This is a genomic window from Sporosarcina psychrophila (assembly GCF_001590685.1).
Taxonomy (GTDB): Bacteria; Bacillota; Bacilli; order Bacillales_A; family Planococcaceae; genus Sporosarcina; species Sporosarcina psychrophila.
The window spans coordinates 2771506-2791064 of the sequence record NZ_CP014616.1 but is presented as its reverse complement, the minus strand read 5'-3'; the positions used below and the strand labels follow the sequence as shown (position 1 = coordinate 2791064).

At 42.4% G+C, this 19559-nt stretch carries 20 protein-coding genes; 19 read left to right on the top strand and 1 reads right to left on the bottom strand.

Features of this window, described 5'->3' with window-relative positions; all coding sequences use genetic code 11:
* The 7 genes from AZE41_RS13465 (at window position 1) to AZE41_RS13435 (ending at window position 4970) form a co-directional block, all read left to right on the top strand.
* Window positions 1-552 (top strand): ReoY family proteolytic degradation factor, encoded by a 552-nt coding sequence (locus AZE41_RS13465; RefSeq protein WP_067210355.1) that lies wholly within the window; start codon window positions 1-3, stop codon window positions 550-552.
* A gap of 57 nt (window positions 553-609) precedes the next feature.
* Window positions 610-1059, top strand: coding sequence for a YpiF family protein (locus AZE41_RS13460; RefSeq protein WP_067210353.1), 450 nt, complete (start codon window positions 610-612; stop codon window positions 1057-1059).
* Window positions 1060-1206: 147 nt separating this feature from the next.
* On the top strand, window positions 1207-1710 hold the full coding sequence (locus AZE41_RS13455) for a QcrA and Rieske domain-containing protein (RefSeq protein WP_067210351.1): 504 nt from the start codon (window positions 1207-1209) through the stop codon (window positions 1708-1710).
* 23 nt (window positions 1711-1733) lie between these two features.
* Window positions 1734-2408 (top strand): menaquinol-cytochrome c reductase cytochrome b subunit, encoded by a 675-nt coding sequence (gene qcrB, locus AZE41_RS13450; RefSeq protein WP_067210348.1) that lies wholly within the window; start codon window positions 1734-1736, stop codon window positions 2406-2408.
* Window positions 2409-2449: 41 nt separating this feature from the next.
* Window positions 2450-3214: a menaquinol-cytochrome c reductase cytochrome b/c subunit gene (locus tag AZE41_RS13445; protein WP_067210345.1), complete on the top strand. Its 765-nt coding sequence runs from the start codon at window positions 2450-2452 to the stop codon at window positions 3212-3214.
* Window positions 3215-3630: 416 nt separating this feature from the next.
* The gene (gene lhaT, locus AZE41_RS13440; protein WP_067210343.1) at window positions 3631-4230 is read left to right on the top strand and encodes a lipoprotein heptaprenylglyceryl N-acetyltransferase LhaT; all 600 of its coding nucleotides are present in this window, start codon (window positions 3631-3633) and stop codon (window positions 4228-4230) included.
* A 71-nt stretch (window positions 4231-4301) separates the two neighbouring features.
* The gene (locus AZE41_RS13435; protein ID WP_067210340.1) at window positions 4302-4970 is read left to right on the top strand and encodes a zinc metallopeptidase; all 669 of its coding nucleotides are present in this window, start codon (window positions 4302-4304) and stop codon (window positions 4968-4970) included.
* A gap of 497 nt (window positions 4971-5467) precedes the next feature.
* Here the strand turns inward: AZE41_RS13435 and AZE41_RS13430 are convergent, their stop codons facing one another.
* The gene (locus AZE41_RS13430) at window positions 5468-6340 is read right to left on the bottom strand and encodes a YitT family protein (RefSeq protein ID WP_067210339.1); all 873 of its coding nucleotides are present in this window, start codon (window positions 6338-6340) and stop codon (window positions 5468-5470) included.
* Between the two features lie 106 nt (window positions 6341-6446).
* Here AZE41_RS13430 and AZE41_RS13425 point away from each other — a divergent pair, with 106 nt between their 5' ends.
* From AZE41_RS13425 to asnS, 12 genes are all read left to right on the top strand, one after another.
* Window positions 6447-6785, top strand: coding sequence for a nucleotide pyrophosphohydrolase (locus AZE41_RS13425; protein WP_067210336.1), 339 nt, complete (start codon window positions 6447-6449; stop codon window positions 6783-6785).
* Window positions 6782-7582 (top strand): 4-hydroxy-tetrahydrodipicolinate reductase, encoded by an 801-nt coding sequence (gene dapB / locus AZE41_RS13420; protein ID WP_067210334.1) that lies wholly within the window; start codon window positions 6782-6784, stop codon window positions 7580-7582. Before AZE41_RS13425 ends, dapB begins: the two co-directional genes overlap by 4 nt.
* Before the next feature lie 41 nt (window positions 7583-7623).
* Complete coding sequence (gene bshA, locus AZE41_RS13415; protein ID WP_067210332.1) at window positions 7624-8757, top strand: N-acetyl-alpha-D-glucosaminyl L-malate synthase BshA; 1134 nt, start codon at window positions 7624-7626, stop codon at window positions 8755-8757.
* Window positions 8754-9944, top strand: a complete 1191-nt coding sequence (locus AZE41_RS13410) for a CCA tRNA nucleotidyltransferase (RefSeq protein WP_067210329.1) — start codon at window positions 8754-8756, stop codon at window positions 9942-9944. Before bshA ends, AZE41_RS13410 begins: the two co-directional genes overlap by 4 nt.
* A complete protein-coding gene (locus AZE41_RS13405) occupies window positions 9922-10905 on the top strand; it encodes a biotin--[acetyl-CoA-carboxylase] ligase (RefSeq protein ID WP_067210327.1) in 984 nt (327 codons plus the stop codon). Before AZE41_RS13410 ends, AZE41_RS13405 begins: the two co-directional genes overlap by 23 nt.
* 232 nt (window positions 10906-11137) lie before the next feature.
* The gene (panB, locus tag AZE41_RS13400; protein ID WP_067210325.1) at window positions 11138-11983 is read left to right on the top strand and encodes a 3-methyl-2-oxobutanoate hydroxymethyltransferase; all 846 of its coding nucleotides are present in this window, start codon (window positions 11138-11140) and stop codon (window positions 11981-11983) included.
* Window position 11984: 1 nt separating this feature from the next.
* On the top strand, window positions 11985-12863 hold the full coding sequence (panC, locus tag AZE41_RS13395; protein ID WP_067213967.1) for a pantoate--beta-alanine ligase: 879 nt from the start codon (window positions 11985-11987) through the stop codon (window positions 12861-12863).
* Window positions 12838-13218: an aspartate 1-decarboxylase gene (gene panD, locus AZE41_RS13390; protein WP_067210323.1), complete on the top strand. Its 381-nt coding sequence runs from the start codon at window positions 12838-12840 to the stop codon at window positions 13216-13218. The genes panC and panD overlap by 26 nt, the downstream gene beginning before the upstream one ends.
* 252 nt (window positions 13219-13470) lie before the next feature.
* A complete protein-coding gene (gene dinG, locus AZE41_RS13385; protein ID WP_067210320.1) occupies window positions 13471-16248 on the top strand; it encodes an ATP-dependent DNA helicase DinG in 2778 nt (925 codons plus the stop codon).
* Between the two features lie 70 nt (window positions 16249-16318).
* Window positions 16319-16798, top strand: coding sequence for a cell wall elongation regulator TseB-like domain-containing protein (locus AZE41_RS13380; protein WP_067210318.1), 480 nt, complete (start codon window positions 16319-16321; stop codon window positions 16796-16798).
* 13 nt (window positions 16799-16811) lie between these two features.
* Window positions 16812-18005, top strand: a complete 1194-nt coding sequence (locus AZE41_RS13375; RefSeq protein ID WP_067210316.1) for a pyridoxal phosphate-dependent aminotransferase — start codon at window positions 16812-16814, stop codon at window positions 18003-18005.
* A 235-nt stretch (window positions 18006-18240) separates the two neighbouring features.
* The gene (gene asnS, locus AZE41_RS13370; RefSeq protein ID WP_067210314.1) at window positions 18241-19536 is read left to right on the top strand and encodes an asparagine--tRNA ligase; all 1296 of its coding nucleotides are present in this window, start codon (window positions 18241-18243) and stop codon (window positions 19534-19536) included.
* Window positions 19537-19559: the final 23 nt, after the last annotated feature.

Sequence of the window (19559 nt, the reverse complement as noted above, 5' to 3'; positions counted from 1 at the left end):
ATGACGGCCATGGTTCCTGTCGCTGCTAAAAAGGACTTTGTGCGATGGTTCTTAAAGCGCTACAAATTGAAGCGCCGTGAATGTGTGTGGATTTTGAATTACCTTCTAAGCCACGAACAGCTTCTGCAAAACGTCCACTTTACGGATGAAGCACATTACTGTCCAAGGGCGATGGTGATGTCAACAACGGGTTCGGAGAGCATTCCGTTTCGTTTTTATAAAGGGAACTTAATGACTGCTGATGCCGAGAAGTCATTTCATGACTTAAGACTTCATCCAGATGATAAGATGTATATACAATTAAATTTTTCGAACAGCCACTCTTGCCCAGAATATGCGAGTGTTCGTGAGGAAAATCCTTTTCTTCCGGATTATTTACAGGTAAGTGAAGGCGATCGGGAAATTGCAGAACAATTACTGGAGGAAAGTGCTGCTTTAATGACCGTTGATATGCTTATGAAAAGGGTTGATGAGGCCCTCGATAACAACGATAAGGAACGGTTTATCGCATTATCTGCGCTGTTGAATGACATGAAGGTATCGAAGAACTAACGACTCCGCCCAATTTGGTGGAGTTCTTTATTGATTTTTCAAGGAGGTAATTTTGCAATGAACTGGATTGCACAAGATATGGATACATATTTGCAACAGAAAGAATATATCGATACACTTATAGTACCCTTACTTAAAGTAGAGACTGTGCCGGGGAATATGAAAACCAGCGCGTCATCTTCAGAGTTTCTGATGCATCTTACGACTTTCATCGAAACGCAATTCAAAGGGCGTATGATGCTAATGCCACCATTTGCTTATACGCAGTCAATGGATCTGACGGAGCTGGCTGCAACACTGTCTCGGGACTTTGCGGCGGCACCATTTAAACACGTATTTTTCTTGACGACTGATGTTACGTGGACAAGCCTTAAATTAGATGGTGAAGTGATCTGGTTACCGTCAATTCCGCTGGAAAGCATGGATCCACAATTAAGAAAAACAATCATTGAAGATCAGCTTCGACAGGTTTTACCACGCTTCACGGAAAAATGGTCGGAGCAGTAAAATTCGATATTTGTTCACAAACTTCCATCTGTTCGGAAAGCAGGATTGAATTTCCTTTAGTATTGATATATCATAGATATGTCCTAGTATTACAATTAGCAAAAGAATGTCCGTTGGACTGACCTTTAAGTAAGAGGAGGGAAATTAATGAGCAAGAAAGTGTCAAGACGCCAATTCATGAGTTATACACTTATGGGTGTTGGTGGATTCATGGCGTCAGGTATGTTGATGCCAATGGTCCGTTTTGCAATCGACCCTGTCTTGCAGAAGAAAGATGAAGGAGACTTCATTCCGACTCCGCAAAAAGTGGACGAGCTAACGGAAATACCAGTTCGTGTCGATTTCACTATCAAAGATCGTAAGGATGCCTGGTATAAATCTGACGTGTCAAACACTGCGTGGGTTTATAAAGAAGGCGATACGGTTATCGCGCTTTCCCCTGTCTGCAAACACCTTGGTTGTACAGTGAACTGGGGCGGCGATGAAAAGCATCCAGACCAATTTTTCTGTCCATGTCACGCAGGACGTTATATGAAAAATGGCGACAACGTAAAAGGAACGCCACCGCTTGGACCACTTGACGAATTTGATGTTAAAGTCGAAGGCGGATTCGTGTATCTTGGAAAAACAAAACCGAACACATTAGTTTAAAAATGTAAGGGGGTACGACCGAAGTGCTAAATAAAATTTATGATTGGGTTGACGAACGGTTGGATATCACCCCGATTTGGCGCGATATCGCTGACCACGAAGTACCTGAGCACGTAAACCCTGCACATCACTTTTCTGCATTCATCTATTGTTTCGGAGGACTGACATTCTTTATCACTGTCATCCAGATTCTTTCTGGTATGTTCCTTACAATGTATTACACACCGGACATTGAAAATGCATGGAAATCCGTTTATTACCTTCAAAATGAAGTAGCATTCGGTGAAATTGTGCGTGGGATGCATCACTGGGGAGCGTCACTGGTTATCGTAATGATGTTCCTACATACGCTGCGTGTATTCTTTACGGGCTCTTATAAGAAACCACGTGAACTTAACTGGGTTGTCGGAGTATTGATCTTCATGGTCATGCTTGGCCTTGGTTTCACTGGTTATCTACTGCCATGGGATATGAAAGCATTGTTTGCTACGAAAGTAGGAATCGAAATTGCGGCTTCCGTCCCGTTCATCGGTGAATCAATTAAAGTTCTCCTTGCAGGAGACTCAACGATTCTTGGTGCACAAACACTAACACGTTTCTTCGCGATTCATGTATTCTTCTTACCGGCTGCTTTGCTTGGGTTGCTTGCAGCACACTTTATCATGATCAGAAGACAAGGTATTTCAGGACCGCTATAAGATTGACTGGCGTCCAATGAAATTAATAAGGAGGGGACATTATGCACCGCGGAAAAGGGATGAAATTTGTCGGAGATTCGCGCATTAAGGCTAATAACAAGATGCCGAACGTCCCGAAAGATTACTCAGAATATCCGGGTAAAACGGAAGCATTCTGGCCAAACTTCCTCTTGAAGGAATGGCTGATTGGTGCAGTTTTCCTTATTGGATATTTAATATTGACAGTTGCTCATCCGTCCCCGCTTGAACGTCAAGCGGACCCGACGGATACGATGTATATGCCGGTTCCAGACTGGTATTTCCTATCTATGTATCAATTGTTAAAGTATCAATTTGCTTCAGGACCGTTTAATATTATTGGTGCTATTATCATGCCAGGTCTTGCAATGGGTGCCCTGATGCTTGTTCCATTTATGGATACTACAAAGGAGCGCCGTCCGTTTAAACGTCCGCTACCTACTGCATTCATGCTTCTTTCATTCGCAGCTTTGTTCTACTTGACATGGGAATCATACGTGAACCATGACTGGGATAAACAGAAAATACAAGGTGCGATTGTCGAAGAAGTTGAATTCGACACTGAATCTGAAGGTTATCAAATCTACGCTGGAGCGAGCTGTATTGGTTGTCACGGTGATGCATTCCAGGGTGGACTAGGTAAGCCCTTAGTAAATACTGGTCTGGCTGCCGATGAAATCGTGAAAATTGCTCATGATGGACAAGGCGACATGCCTCCTGGAACATGGGAAGGCTCAGATGAAGATTTACAAATACTTGCCGAATTTATTGAAGGCTTGAAAAACTAGTAACAAAAAAGAGTCAGGAAACTGACTCTTTTTTTATTACTTAGGAAACAATAAAGTTCGAGGATAGTGGGTAATCTAGGAGAGATGATATTCCACGTCCAGACTTCAGCACCTATAGACTCGGATAGTCCACAGGATGTGAGTCACGCAGACACTGCTGTAGGACGTGGCGTACCATGGTTGTGTTCTTTAATTTGTCGGTACAACAAGGAGGGATTGAACTTCATCCCTCCTTGTTGTGACACGATGTCACAAACTAGACCGCCTTCCATTACACGTCCTATGCCTGCCGCGGGTCTACAGGATGTAGATCATGCAGCTGTTGTCACAGGAAGTGGCGTACTTAGGTTGTTTTTATTTGTAACACGCGCTTACGCTTTTATTGATACATATTAAGTTATTTTGGAGAGGTGTCCATGGGTTTATTTATACAGAAAATTTGGCTCGTGCTTTCTCATAAATCATTTCTTTGGATTCTGTTATTTATTAACTTGAGTGGAACGGTGTTCGGCTATGATTGGTATATGTGGCAACTTAAAATTACGGAGCCAAAGTTTTGGATTTTTGTGCCAGACAGTCCTACGGCCAGTTTGTTTTTCACACTTGCCATCATCGGTTGGCTAATCGGTAGGAACTTTAAGTTAATCGAAGCGCTTGCGCTTATAACGCTTGTAAAATACGGACTTTGGGCGGTCGTCATGAATCTATTGACGCTTGTCGAGACAGGTTCAATCGGCTGGATGGGCTGGATGCTTATCGGTTCGCATTTCGCGATGGCGCTTCAGGCAGTATTATACAGTCCGTTGTATAGGTTTTCATTTGTCCATATTGCAATTGCGGCGGTTTGGACACTTCATAACGATGTCATCGATTACGTTTACGGGCAAATGCCAATCTATTATGATTTAATGAAGCATATGGATCATATTGGTTACTTTACATTCTGGTTATCGATTGCCTGTATTTCACTTGCTTTTTGGGTATTGAAGAAGAGGTCGAAAACTGTTATATGGTAATAGTAAATAGTTGCGGATGAAGTGTGACCGCTATAGAATAGGTCATATAGAGAAAAGGGAGGAAGTTGACTATGTTCTGGATTTACTTGGGTGCAATTATACTATTGCCGCTTTATGCCCAATTCAAAGTGAAAAGCACATACAAAAAGTACTCTAAAGTGCGTTCTACATCTGGAATGACAGGTGCGGAGGTCGCGCGTCTTATCCTTGACCAAAATGGGTTACAAAATGTGCAAGTGATTGAAAGCCAAGGATTTCTGACTGATCATTATAATCCGATTACGAAAGTTATTGCGTTATCCACACATAATTTCCGAGAGGCATCTGTCGCAGGTACAGCAATTGCCGCACACGAAGTTGGTCATGCAATACAGGATAAGGAAGCCTATTCATTTTTACGTTTCCGTCACCGTTTAGCGCCAGTTGCGAGCATCACTTCCAATGCATCTTGGGTTTTCATTATGATTGGTGTGATTTTCTCAAGCATGAATTCCTTGCTTGGAATCGGTATCGCGCTACTAGCAGTCGGGGTTCTGTTTCAAGTTGTTACATTACCAGTTGAGTTTAACGCATCTACACGTGCGATGAATCAGATCGTTACACTTGGTATTATTCGCAATGAAGAAGAAAAAAGTGCGAAAAAAGTATTGAGCGCAGCGGCGATGACTTATGTCGCAGCAACTGCTGTTGCAGTACTTGAACTGGTTCGTCTTATCCTGATTTTTAGGGGCAGAGACTAAGTAGAATATAAAAAATCCGTTCCTCATATTTTGAGGAACGGATTTTTTTCGGTAATCGTATGGTGGTCGTTCATCCGTCGCTTTCCAAAGGTACACGAAGTGTTAAAGCTTTTTTTGATGAAAGAATAGTCGGCTTCTTATCTGGATAAAGGCAGCAAAAGATACAATTTTGGCTGCTCACTCCTTCTTTATGGTTTTTCTTTTTTTATTTTAAGGAAGTGTTAACCTCTATAGGAAATCACATGAGGACAAGCGTGATTTTACTGAAAATAAGTAAGGCACGCATTGTAGAAAATACAAAGGTGCCCGAAATTGTATCTTCGGGCACCTGTAACTTCTGTGAAAAGTCATCTATTCTTATTTCGCACGCAACTTCAATTTTCACTCGAACGTTGTAGCCACCCTTGTCCCCCGGTAACACTGTCGTGATTAGTTTAGCCGAAAGCGAGACGGAAACATACTAGTCCAAATGAAGACTTTTGCGCTTTCCGCTTTACTTATCGCTCAAGCGGCTGTTTTTGTTCATCCAGCGTAAAACCTTCACCCATTACGTCGTGAACATCGGTGAGTGAAACGAAGGCATGCGGATCGACTGACGTTATGATGTTTTTCAAACGAACAATTTCATTTCTTCCGACGACACAATAGAGAATTTCTCGATCAGATTTAGTGAAATGACCGTATCCTCTGAAAACAGTTACACCACGATCCATTTCTTCAGTGATTTTCGTTGCGATATCATCTTGGCTATCAGAGATGATGAAAGCACCTCTAGCTGCGTATGCGCCTTCTTGAACGAAGTCGATGACGCGGGCGCCAACAAACAGCGCAACAAGCGTATACATCATCGAGCGGTGGTCTAGATAGACAGCCCATGAAACGAGAATGACAAGCGCGTCGAATAGAAACATTGTCTTTCCCATACTCCAACCGATGTATTTATGAGCAAGACGTGCGATAATATCTACACCACCAGTTGTTCCGCCATATCTAAAAATGATACCGAGCCCGATGCCGATAAAGACACCCGCGAACAGGGCAACAAGGAACATATCGTCTTTTAGATGGATATCAATTTGATAAATCATGAATACTTTAAGGAAAACAGACACAGCAATTGTTCCAATGACTGTATAGACAAATACTTTTTTCCCCAATAGTTTCCAACCGATAATAAACATTGGAATGTTCAAAATGAGGTTCATAATCGCTGGATCCCATTTGAAAGCGAACAGGAGAATCAGTGTAATTCCTGTAAAACCACCTTCGGCAAGTTCGTTTTGAATATTAAAATGGACGAGACCGAAACTGAAAATTGCAGCGCCAAGAATGATGAAAAAAATATTTTTGAATTTGATCCCGTCGAGCATGTAGCGCACACCTTTCTTTTTCAAGCAATATAACTATTATCAGCTATAATTTTTATTTTGACAATAGTGTTATTAATTTATACGATGGTAGAGGGAGTTGACGCAAATGGAGCAATCGCAGACGATGGAAAAACTACAACAAGAAGTAGATTTGTACATAAACGGCTTTAAAGAAGGTTACTTCCCCCCCATGGAACTGGTTGCCAGGTTGACTGAAGAACTTGGGGAATTGTCGAGAGAAGTACAACATGTATATGGCATGAAAAAGAAAAAATCGAGTGAGGCGATAAAATCACTGGAAGAAGAAACAGGAGATTTGTTGTTTGTTCTTATTTGTTTCGCCAATTCACAGGGAATTAGTTTGGAAAAGGCACTTTCAACAGTTCTTGATAAATTCAAGGATCGGGATGCCGACCGCTGGACAAAAAAGGAGGAAACGATATGACAATAAAAGTTGCAATTGCCGGAGCACGAGGCAGATTGGGGAGCGCGGCGTTAACTGCGATTATGAAGGCTCCAAATATGGATCTGGTTGCTGTTCTCGATTATAAGTATGAAGGTCAGTATTTACATGGAACTGAAGTGAATGATGATGCGAGCGGGATCCCGATATATACATCATTAGAAAAGTTGGCAACTGCCAACAAGCCAGATGTACTTCTTGACGTTACAGATCCAGATGCTGTTTTCAAAAATGTACATGATGCCATCACACTTGGAATCCGACCTGTCGTAGGGACATCCGGGCTTTCTAAGGATAATATTGCCCTTTTGACAGATTTAGCAGCTAAGAATCTGATTGGTGGGATCATTGCGCCAAACTTCTCAATCGGAGCGGTATTGATGATGAAGTTTTCGGCCATTGCAGCGCGTTACTTAGGTGATATAGAAATACTTGAAATGCATCATGACAATAAAGTCGATGCTCCATCAGGAACGGCAGTAAAAACAGCTGAAATGATTAGCGAGGTTAGGGACTCACATAGACAAGGACATCCAGACGAAAAAGAACATCAAGCCGGAGCACGTGGAGCGGATTTCGAAGGTATGAAAATACATAGCATCCGATTGCCGGGGCTACTTGCACATCAGCAAGTGCTGCTTGGCGGCGAAGGTGAATTGCTAAGTATTCGCCACGATTCTTTCGATCGAAAATCATTTGCGCCGGGGATTCTTATGGCGATACACAATGTTATGGAACGTCTAGATTTGGTTTATGGACTTGAAAATATTATCGACTAATAGTGAGGAAATAGTACTGTAAGTCGAAAGGGGCACTGTTATTGGAAAAGTTGAAAGTCGGTGTAATCTGCTATCCCTCTCTAGGGGGGTCCGGGGTTGTAGCAACCGAGCTTGGAAAAATGATGGCAGATAAGGGCCATGAAATGCATTACATCACATCGAGTAAACCGTTCAGATTTCTGGATGCACACCAAAATATACAATTCCATGAAGTGAAAATCGATGGTTACTCGGTGTTTAAATATCCACCTTATGATATTGCGCTCGCCAACCGTATTGCGGAAGTAATCGAGACAGAAAAACTTGACCTTCTTCATGTCCATTATGCTGTACCTCACGCGGTATCGGCTGCACTTGGTAAAGATATGGCGAATTCCACGATTGGCGTCATCACGACGCTACATGGAACAGATGTAACTATTCTTGGACATGATCCGGGACTGCGAAACACAGTGCGTTATGGAATCGATAAATCTACGATTACAACAGCTGTGTCCGAATCGCTTCGATTAGAGACATTGGAATTGATTCAACCGAAAAAAGATCTGGTAACTATTTATAATTTCATCGATGAAAACAAATACCATCCGGTCAATCCTGGTACACTAAAAAGCGATTTTGGGATTAAGTCGGATGAAAAAGTGATTGTCCATATTTCGAATTTCAGGAAAGTGAAACGAATTCCCGATATTATTGAAAGTTTCAGGGGCGTATTGAAAGAAATCGATGCAAAACTGCTTCTTGTCGGGGACGGACCTGAAAAAGTGGAGATGGAAGCGCTCGTTATGGAATTAGGTTTGCAGGCTCAAGTTATTTTCACGGGAAAACGGGATGACTTACCTGAACTTCTAGCTATCAGCGATGTCATGTTTCATTTGTCGGAAAAAGAGGCGTTCGGCCTTGTTCTGCTGGAAGCGCTCGCTTGCGGATTACCTTCAGTTGCGACAGATGTTGGTGGGATTCCGGAAGTGATTGAAGATGGTGTCAACGGTTTTCTTGTCCAAGTGGGTGATACAAATGCGGCAACACAAAAAGCGTTGCTACTACTGAAAGACGATGACTTACGTGCTACATTCAGGGAAAACGGACTGATAACAGCGGCAGACAAGTTCCATTCATCTACAATCGTTAATCAGTATGAAAAACTTTATTATGAGGTGGCGGGTAATAAATGACGACATCATTCGGAACCGTGCCGAGCCGCGAAGTTATCCATATCCTTGAAAATGCAGGATATGAAGCTGTTTTTGTCGGAGGTGCGGTACGGGATCACCTTTTAGGGAAAACGGCGACGGATATCGACATTGCAACTTCTGCGGAACCTAAAGAAGTAAAAGCAGTATTTCCGACAACTGTAGATATTGGTACAGCACATGGTACGATCCTTGTGTTGATGAATGGTGAACCGATTGAAGTGACTACTTACCGGACAGAAGGCTCGTATACAGATCATCGTCGACCGGATGAAGTTCATTTCGTCAAATCTTTACAGGAAGATTTACGGAGACGTGATTTTACGATAAATGCGCTGGCGATGACAAAAGATGGTGAGCTAATCGATTTGTTCGGTGGTAAGGCAGATATGGCTGAACGAATCATTAGAGCTGTAGGAAACGCAGCAGATCGGTTTAACGAAGACGCACTCAGAATGTTCAGGGCTATCCGTTTTACTGCTGTCCTTGGTTTTGATATAGAAGAACAGACACTTAAAGCGATTCGTGATAATGCTACGCAAATTCGTTACATATCCGTAGAAAGACTAAAAGCTGAAATGGATAAATTATTTGCAGGTGATTATGTAGTTAAAGCTTTTCACAACATACAAAATACAGGATTAAATTTACATTTGCCTCTATTTCCAACAGACACCGAAAAACTCAACCGTACTGTGCCATTCGAATCGGCAGTTGAAGGTTGGGCTTGTTTTATGATTGTAGGTAACTTTTCACCGTCGGATGTTGCAAGAGCGTATAAATTATCAAACGTTGAAAGAACATTTCTATCAACCGTAAAAGATGCGTACGTGAATCGAATGGATTATCAATTTACGCTTGATGATTATTACAATTATGATTTAGCTACTTTGATTACAGCTGAAAAGTTGATTCGATCAATTCACGCTAATGGCGAAGCAATTTCATTTACGGAAATTAAAAAGATGAAACAGTCACTACCGATTCAGTCCATAGCAGATCTTTCTGTAGACGGTAAAAAACTGATGGAGTGGACAAGCCAAAAGGGCGGCAGATGGATCGGTGAATGGATAGGGAAAATCGAACAAGCCGTCTTGCACGGGACATGTAAAAATGATCCAAACGACATAAAGGAATGGTTTCTATATGAATTCAATCGTGAAAAATGAATTGTTGAAAAGACTGTTCGAAGCAGAAGGCGAACCCGTCTCCGGACAAGAAATTGCTGATCAATTCGGGTTATCAAGGACTGCCATTTGGAAATACGTAAAAGAGCTCGAAAAGGATGGCTACGTGATTGGGACGATTCGAAAAAAAGGGTATTATCTTATCGAATCACCGGATCGGGTGAACGAAGCGAATGTACAAAAATATTTAACAACAAAAAAGTATGGTCAGCACATCCATTATTACGAAACGTGTAAGTCGACGCAGTTAATCGCGCATGATGAAGAACAGAACGGTGCGGCAGATGGAACTGTTGTTATAGCGGAAGAACAAACTGCTGGTAGAGGCCGTATGGCGCGTCCGTGGAGCTCCACAGCGGGTAAAGGGATTTGGATGAGTGTAATTACACGGCCATCACTAACACCACAACAAGCCCCACAGATGACGTTAGTTGCAGCGGTCGCTGTAACACGTGCCATTCAGGAAATGACAGGAATTGATCCAGATATTAAATGGCCGAATGATATCCTGATTAAGGGAAAAAAAGTGACGGGTATTTTAACGGAGCTTCAAGCAGATCCAGATCAAGTAAAGGCAGTCATTCTAGGGATTGGCATGAACGTTAACCAGAACGAATCGGATTTTCCGGAGGAACTCCAAGGCATAGCTACATCACTAAAAATGCTAACCGGGAAGCCCATTGATCGTTCGCAATTGATCGCAAAAACGCTTGGATTTCTTGAAATATATACTGATCTCTATGTTAAACACGGATTTGGGCCGATCAAGATGTTATGGGAAGGCTACTCTAATACGACTGGGAAACGAATTCGAGCGGTTATGCTCAATGAAACGATTGTCGGGACAGCTCTCGGTATCTCTGAAGAAGGTGTACTCGAACTTAAACTTGATGATGGTACCATCCGAGGTATCTATTCGGCAGATATCGAACTTTCAAATTGATCGCTATACATGTAACTTCCAATTTGTTATAGTAGTTTCGAAGGGCGGTATCTAGTGTGAACTGCACCTGTTAGAAATTTCGGTAAACTTAAATTCAATATGATCTGCCTTGATCTTTACTAAAAGACAGGGACGGAGGAAACCATCACAAGATGATACAACCCTTCTGTCCATTTTTGGCGCAGAAGGGTTTTTATATCCGGTTTCTTCTCAAAGAGAGGGGAATAATACTATGAAAAGCACAGTTGATTTTATCAAAATGAAAAAGGCTAACGAAAAGATTGTTATGCTGACGGCTTATGATTATCCATCTGCAAAACTTGCGGAGGAGGCGGGAGTCGATATTATTCTCGTGGGTGACTCACTTGGCATGGTCGTTCTCGGCTATGATTCGACAATTGCGGTTACCACGGAAGACATGATCCATCATGGCAGCGCGACTAGAAGAGGGGCGAAGGAGACGTTTCTTGTTGTTGACATGCCATTCGGTTCTTATCACGGCAGCGCAGACAGAACATTAACAGATGCGGTTCGCATTTTTCAACAAACAGGTGCTAATGCATTAAAACTTGAGGGTGCAGGGAACGTGGTCGATACGATTCGCCTCCTAACTGGAACAGGAATTCCGATTGTGGCACATCTTGGTCTATTGCCTCAGTCGGCATCTGTTGTCGGCGGTTATAAAGTACAAGGGAAGACGGCGGAAGCGGCTCAGCAACTTATAGATGATGCACGTGCATGTGAAGCAGCAGGGGCATTTATGATCGTCTTAGAATGTATTCCTTATCAGCTCGGAGAACAAGTTGCTGCAGCAGTTTCGATACCAATAATCGGCATTGGTGCAGGAGCGGGAACGGATGGCCAAGTGCTTGTATACCATGACACTGTGAAGTATGGCAGTCATCACGTCCCGAAATTTGTTGAGACGTTTGCAGATGTTGGAACAGTTATCCATGAAGGTTTGAAAAAGTATGTGTCGTCAGTGAAAGATGGTTCATTCCCGGCAGAACGCCATCGTTTTACGATGAAAGAGGAAGAATTAACGGCGTTATACGGAGGCAATACGGATGGCAATTGAAATGGCGGTCGTTCACTCGATTGAGACCCTGCAAGGCATGATTGACCGTAATAAACGCGAGGGTCGTACAGTAGGATTCGTGCCAACGATGGGTTTTTTACACGAAGGTCACTTGACGCTTGTGAAGCATGCAAGAGAGCACAATGATGTGGTTGTCATGAGTATTTTTGTCAATCCAGCGCAGTTTGGCCCTGGAGAAGATTTTGAAGCCTATCCGCGTGATGTAGAACGTGATGCAAGTCTGGCTAAAGAGGCAGGGGTCGACATTTTGTTCATGCCGACTTCAGAAGAAATGTACCCGCAAGATGGCGGTGTTCGCATCTTACCGGGACCTCAGTCAAAAGTTCTATGCGGAGCATCTCGTCCCGGCCATTTCGATGGCGTTCTGAAAGTTGTCTTGAAACTATTTAATATTGTTGACCCGGACCGTTCGTATTTTGGTATGAAAGATGCGCAGCAACTGGCGATTATTGAGACGTTTGTTCGTGATTATAACTTGAGAACGTCAATTGAACGGGTTCCTATTGTACGCGAGAAAGATGGCCTTGCGAAAAGTTCTAGGAATGTCAATCTTACTGAAATGGAACGTATGGAGGCGCCAGTTATCCAGCAAGCACTTAAAAAGGGTGTATTGTTGTTTAATGAAGGTGTCTCGGTCGATGAAATTGAACGGGAAATCACAGCTCATATTATGGAAAATAGTTCGGGCATAATGGATTATGTTTCGCTGCTGTCTTATCCGGAACTTACAGAATACGATGGTTCATCAGACGAGGCGATTCTTGCATGCGCTGTGAAATTCGGAAAAACAAGGTTAATAGATAATACAATTATGTCAACAAAGGATGGTTATCATGTTCAGAATGATGATGAACAGTAAATTACACCGAGCAACTGTAACAGAGGCTAATTTAAACTATGTCGGGAGCATTACGATTGACGCTGATCTCCTCGACGCAGCAGGTATGTTGCCAAATGAGAAAGTACATGTAGTTAACAACAATAATGGTTCACGCTTTGAAACGTATATCATTGCAGGGGAACGCGGGAGCGGTGTTATTTGCGTCAACGGTGCGGCTGCACGACTAGTGCAGCGTGGCGATATCGTTATCATCCTATCTTACGTCTATGTGACGGATGAAGAAGCGCGTACGCATGAACCGACCGTTCTTATCATGGATGAAAAAAACCGAGTGAAAGAAATTATTCGCGAAAAACAAGGTATGACTATCTAATTAAAGAGGGCTCATTTTGAATCGGTACGCATGATTCCGAATGAGCCTTTTATATTTCTTGTCAATTTGTATATATTGAAATAAAGTACTTCATTGAATTTGCCACCGCTCTCGGCTGACCCTTATAAGGTGTCTTGGTTCAGTTGATAGAAGTATTCATTTGTTCAACATATATATGGGCTTAGTACCGACTCGAAAGCCAGAATGTGATACAATCTGCAGTAGTATGTTAAACAGGAAGTTGATGATTGAATGCACAACAAAACGTATGCAGTCGTCGATCTTGAAACAACCGGCCATTCACCGGCTAAAGGGGATCGGATGATTCAAATCGCGATTGTGTTTATAAAAGATGGAATAATTGGGGAGAAGTATGTCCGTTTTGTAAATCCAGGACAAAAAATCCCAGCTTTCATCCGTCAATTGACGGCTATTTCCGATGAAGACGTGAAAGACGCACCGTTTTTTGATGAAATTGCGGCAGAAGTTGCCACCCTTTTGGAAGGGACGGTATTTATAGCACATAATACTGACTTCGACTTGTCTTTCCTCCAAAGTGAGTTTGCGAGATGCGGTGTTGGTAAGTGGGCAGGGAAGAAAATCGACACGGTTGAACTTTCTAAAATCTTAATCCCATCTGCACCAAGTTACAGGTTACAAGATATTACTGAAGAGCTTGGTATACCGCTGGGGTCGGCCCATCGCGCTGATGATGATGCAGAAGCAACTGCAAAGCTGTTTCTTATTTGCATGACTAAATTGCATACATTACCAGAGGATACGCTGAATCTTCTGCACCGTAGATCGTTTCGATTGAAATCCGATCTTTCGACTCTTTTCTACGAAGCGCTAAAAATGGCGCGGATGAAAAAAATAAGCCCGGATTATTCATTTTTCCGGGGAATTCCTTATCGGAATATGTCCATTGCAAGGGATAATCACTTTGATCATCCTGTGTACCCAATTGACAATCAGGAGAAAACGGCTCAATTGAAAAAAGCTTATCCTCATTTTGAGCGAAGGGAATCGCAATTTGGATTTATGGATACAGTTTGGCATGCATTGTCTGGACAATCAGAAATTATTGCAGAAGTGCCGACTGGAATCGGAAAAACCATGGCTTATCTCTTACCAGCAGCAATTCATTCAATAGCGATTGGGAAACCAGTGGTTATCAGTACATACACCAATCACCTTGCTGATAAAATATTGGACGAAGAACTAGGTAAAGCCAGACTAATACTTGGATTTGATGTGACTGCGACCGTATTGAAAGGTAGAGAACAATACATTTCACTTGGTAAATTCGAGGAACTGCTACGAATTGCTGATGAGTCGTACGATGAAACGTTTGCCATCATGCAAACGCTTGTCTGGCTTACGGAAACTGTGTCAGGTGATTTGGAAGAACTGAATGTATCGGGTGGAGGCCAGCTGTTTGTAGACCGAATTCGAAAGCGGTCCAATGTGCTTGCAAAAGATGAACAAGTTGCTGATTATCATTACAGGTTGCTGGAAAGATGCGGACATTCAAATTTAATCATTACAAACCATTCCATGCTCCTTTCTGATATGAATAGAGAGCAAAAGATTTTCAGCTCACTCGCTGGACTCATTGTCGATGAGGCACATCAATTTGTTCAAGCGGCAACATTTATGAATGAAACCGTATTTTCCTACACGAATTGGAAGTATGTAATGGGACAAATAACGTCTGATGCGACGGGACAACTGTTGCATCAGGTTGATAGGCTTAATACTCAATTCGGAACAAATCAATCTCGCAGTAGAGCTCAGTTGGATTCTGCATTCATGAAATTTTTGACATTGTTCGATTATGCGGTAGGCATCTTGACTACATTTAACCCTGCAAAGCGCAAGAAGCAACAGGGCAACAGAATCATTTATTCGTTAGCTGAACTGAACTATGGTAGAAACGATTTTTCAAAAGTTGCTGAAGCGATGTCAGACTACATTCATCAAGCTGAATTGTTCACAAGTGGCTTAGCAATTCATCTTGACAATATGACCAAGAATGAACAGGCACTACTTTCGGAATGGGATTTTTGGGTCCGTGAAATGACCATCAAAGCGGGAGAATGGGTTGAAGTCTTTGTAGATGAAAATTTAGATGATTTTACAGTTTGGATGGAAAAAGATATGCGCAGTATTCCGGGGAGTCTAACTGTTATCAAACGTTCACTAGATGGATCTGGGCTGATTCGTGCGCTCATTGACAGGCTGAAGGATGAACAAACCGGCATTGTGTGGACATCTGGAACACTTGCGATTCCGGAAAATGAGCGTTTCATTGCAAGACAGCTGGGTATCACTGATTCTATACCACTCTTAACATTTGATGCGCCTGCCCATTTCTATGAAGGTGCGGAAGTATTCATTGTTAATGATATGCCTGATATTCAGCAAGTCAGTCAATCAGATTATATCGAAGCCGTTACAGATGCGGTCGTTCAGACTGTCTTGGCCACGGGCGGAAGGCTCTTTGTCTTGTTCACTTCACAAGATATGCTCAGAAAAACCTATGATCTAATATCGGAAAGTCAGCAGTTAGAGGATTATACGTTGTTTGCACAAGGAATTAGTTCAGGTAGTCGGATCCGATTATTGAAGTCTTTCAGGCAGTTTACTAATTCCGTTCTATTTGGAACGAACAGCTTTTGGGAAGGTGTTGACGTACCTGGGGATGCGTTGGCTGCCGTTATCGTCGTCAGGCTACCGTTTTCATCCCCAGAAGAGCCAGTTTACAAGGCGAAGGCGGCTAAGCTGACGGCTTCTGGGATGAATCCATTCACTGAGCATGCATTACCAGAAGCGGTTATGCGATTACGGCAAGGTTTCGGCAGACTCATTCGTTCATCTTCAGATAAGGGCTTTTTCATTATTTTGGATAGGCGGATTGAAACAAAGTCGTATGGCCCGCGTTTCTTGGAGGCATTTCCAAATGTACCTGTGAAAAAAGTGTCACTCGAACATATGGTTAATGAACTCGAAAATTGCTATAATGAATAGGTATCTTAAAGGAAGCGAGTCATAATGATTCGAAAAAAACATTTTTACGACGTACAGGACGTGAAGATTTATGCTGAATTGGATTAAATTCATCGTCGTCTTCCTTATAATGTTAACTTCGGTCATCACCGTCATGGTTTTAGTTAATGCCGAAAAACCTTTTTCGGCGGCTAAAAAGGCAGCAATCGAATCCGCGGTTCAATCGGGACAACTCGCATCAGTAAGTTCTGCTGATGTTTTCAATGGTACAATTCCGACTGTAACGGTATTCGGTGTGGACGCGGATGGCAAAGAAAAAGCGGTCTTCGTTGATGAAAACTCAAAAGATGGTTTTAAAGAAGTGAAGTTGACGGATGGGATTTCGGCAGAAAAGGCTGTTGCAAACGTCAAAAAGGAACTGGATGTAAAAAAAGTTCTTCATGTAAAGCTTGGCCTAGAGGAAGAGGGCCCAGTTTGGGAAGTCGCATTTAAAAGTGATAACGGAAAACTTAATTACGTTTATGTGTTTTTCGAGAACGGTCAATGGTGGAAACGAATATTGAATCTCTAAGGGAGCGATACAATTGACGAAATCATTAGCATCCAGGGTGAATACTCTTTCGCCATCAACGACGCTTGCCATAACGGCAAAAGCGAAAGAAATGAAGGAATCAGGTATAGATGTAATTGGTCTTGGAGCGGGAGAGCCTGATTATAATACACCTGCTAACATTATTGAAGCGGCGTATACATCGATGAAAGAAGGCAAGACGAAATATACGCCTGCCGGTGGTCTGCCTGCTCTAAAAGATGCCATCATTCAAAAGCTACAAAAAGACCAGAGATTAGACTATTCTAGAAAAGAAATCATGATTGGGATTGGTGCAAAGCATGTACTATATACTTTGTTCCAAGTTATTCTCAATCCGGACGATGAAGTAATCATTCCATCGCCTTATTGGGTCAGTTATCCAGAACAAGTGAAGTTAGCAGGAGGAGTTCCTGTACATATCGAAGGGACTGCGGCAGCACAATTTAAAGTGACGGCCCAGCAAATCCGTGACGCGGTTACATCTAAAACAAAAGCAGTCATCATCAACTCGCCGGGAAATCCGACAGGCATGATTTACTCAAAAGAAGAATTACAGCAAATTGCCGATGTTTGTCAAGACAAAGACATCTGGATCATTTCGGATGAAATTTATGAAAAACTTGTATATGATGGGGCAAAACATGTTTCCATTGCCCAGCTCTCCGATGACGCGAAAAAAAGGACACTGCTTATTAATGGCGTATCCAAATCACATTCAATGACTGGCTGGCGGATTGGTTATATAGCGGGTGATGCAGAAGTTGTTAATGCGATGACAGATCTTGCAAGTCACTCGACGTCAAATCCGACGACAACTTCCCAGTATGCGACAATCGAAGCCTATAACGGGCCGCAAGATGCAGTTGAAACGATGCGTAAAGCTTTTGAGTCTCGTTTGGAACAGGTCTATCCGCAACTATCGGCTATTCCTGGGTTTAACGTTATTAAGCCGCAAGGCGCTTTCTATCTTCTTCCGGATGTATCAGAAGCAGTTAAGAACACAGGGTTTGCGAATGTGGATGATTTCGCAGCAGCATTATTGACGACAGCAAATGTCGCTGTAATCCCTGGATCTGGTTTTGGTTCTCCGGATACTATTAGGTTGTCTTATGCAACATCAATCGAATTACTGGAAGAAGCAATTCGACGTATTCATGCATTTGTAGAAGCAAATTGGAAAGAATAAGAAAAGCACAAATGCCTTGGTAAATCCGACAAGCGTTGGAGGGCCTTAAAACTTAAGGCCTGAAGCGACAGTAGTAGGCATCTTAGGATCGCGACATCCTGTCGCAACAGCTCTACATAACCCACGTCCTGTGGGCCAAGGGGCTGGACGCTGGAGTCTGGACACTACTCCAGTTGAAAAACTTATACTTTCATGTCTTTTAAAAAATAGAGAAGTTTAACTTTCGGAGGTTATTATGAAAACAATCATGATACATGAAATGCCAAACCACGCTGGTGAAACAGTTCGTATCGGTGGATGGCTTGCCAATAAACGCTCTAGCGGAAAAATTGCTTTCCTACAGCTACGTGACGGTTCGGGATTCGTCCAAGGAGTCGTAGTTAAAGAAGTTGTCGGCGAAGATATTTTTGCAAAAGCAAAATCAATGACACAAGAAAGCTCTCTTTATATTACAGCAGAAGTAACTGTAGATGAGCGTTCTACATTTGGTTATGAACTACAAGTGAAAGAAATTGAAGTTATTCATGAAGCAGTCGATTATCCAATCACACCGAAAGAACATGGAACAGAGTTTTTGATGGACCACCGTCATCTATGGCTCCGGTCTCGTAAACAGCATGCTGTTATGAAAATCCGCGACGAAGTAATTCGTGCAACGTATGAGTTTTTCCATATGAACGGATTTGTTAAAGTAGATCCTCCCATTTTGACAGGTTCTTCACCAGAAGGGACATCTGAACTGTTCAAAACAAAATATTTTGATGAGGACGCATTTCTTTCACAATCAGGTCAGCTCTACATGGAAGCTGCGGCTATGGCACTTGGAAAAGTGTTCTCATTTGGGCCGACATTCCGTGCAGAAAAATCAAAAACACGCCGTCATTTGATTGAGTTTTGGATGATTGAACCTGAAATGGCTTTCGTTGAGTTTGAAGAAAGCTTGGTTGTACAGGAGCAGTATGTGACGCATGTTATTCAATCAGTGCTACAAAACTGTCCAATTGAACTAGAAAGACTTGATCGTGATTTGTCTAAGCTTGAAAAAATTCAAGCGCCATTCCCACGTATTTCATACGATGATGCCATCAAATTCCTGAATGATAACGGCTTTGATGACATTAAATGGGGAGAAGATTTTGGAGCGCCGCACGAAACAGCGATTGCTGAAAGTTATGATATGCCAGTATTCATCACACATTACCCAATCGGCATCAAGCCGTTCTACATGCAACCACATCCTGACCGAGACGACGTTGTCTTGTGTGCGGATTTGATAGCTCCTGAAGGTTACGGAGAAATCATCGGTGGTTCTGAACGAGTTCATGACTATGAGCTGATGAAACAACGAATTAAAGAGCATAACCTAGATGAGTCTGCTTATGAATGGTACTTGGACCTTAGTAAATATGGGGCAGTACCGCATTCAGGATTTGGGCTCGGACTTGAACGTACTGTCGCTTGGATTTCCGGTGTAGAACACGTACGTGAAACGATTCCGTTCCCACGTCTATTGAACAGATTGTATCCTTAATACCTAAATAGAAGAGAGGAGTT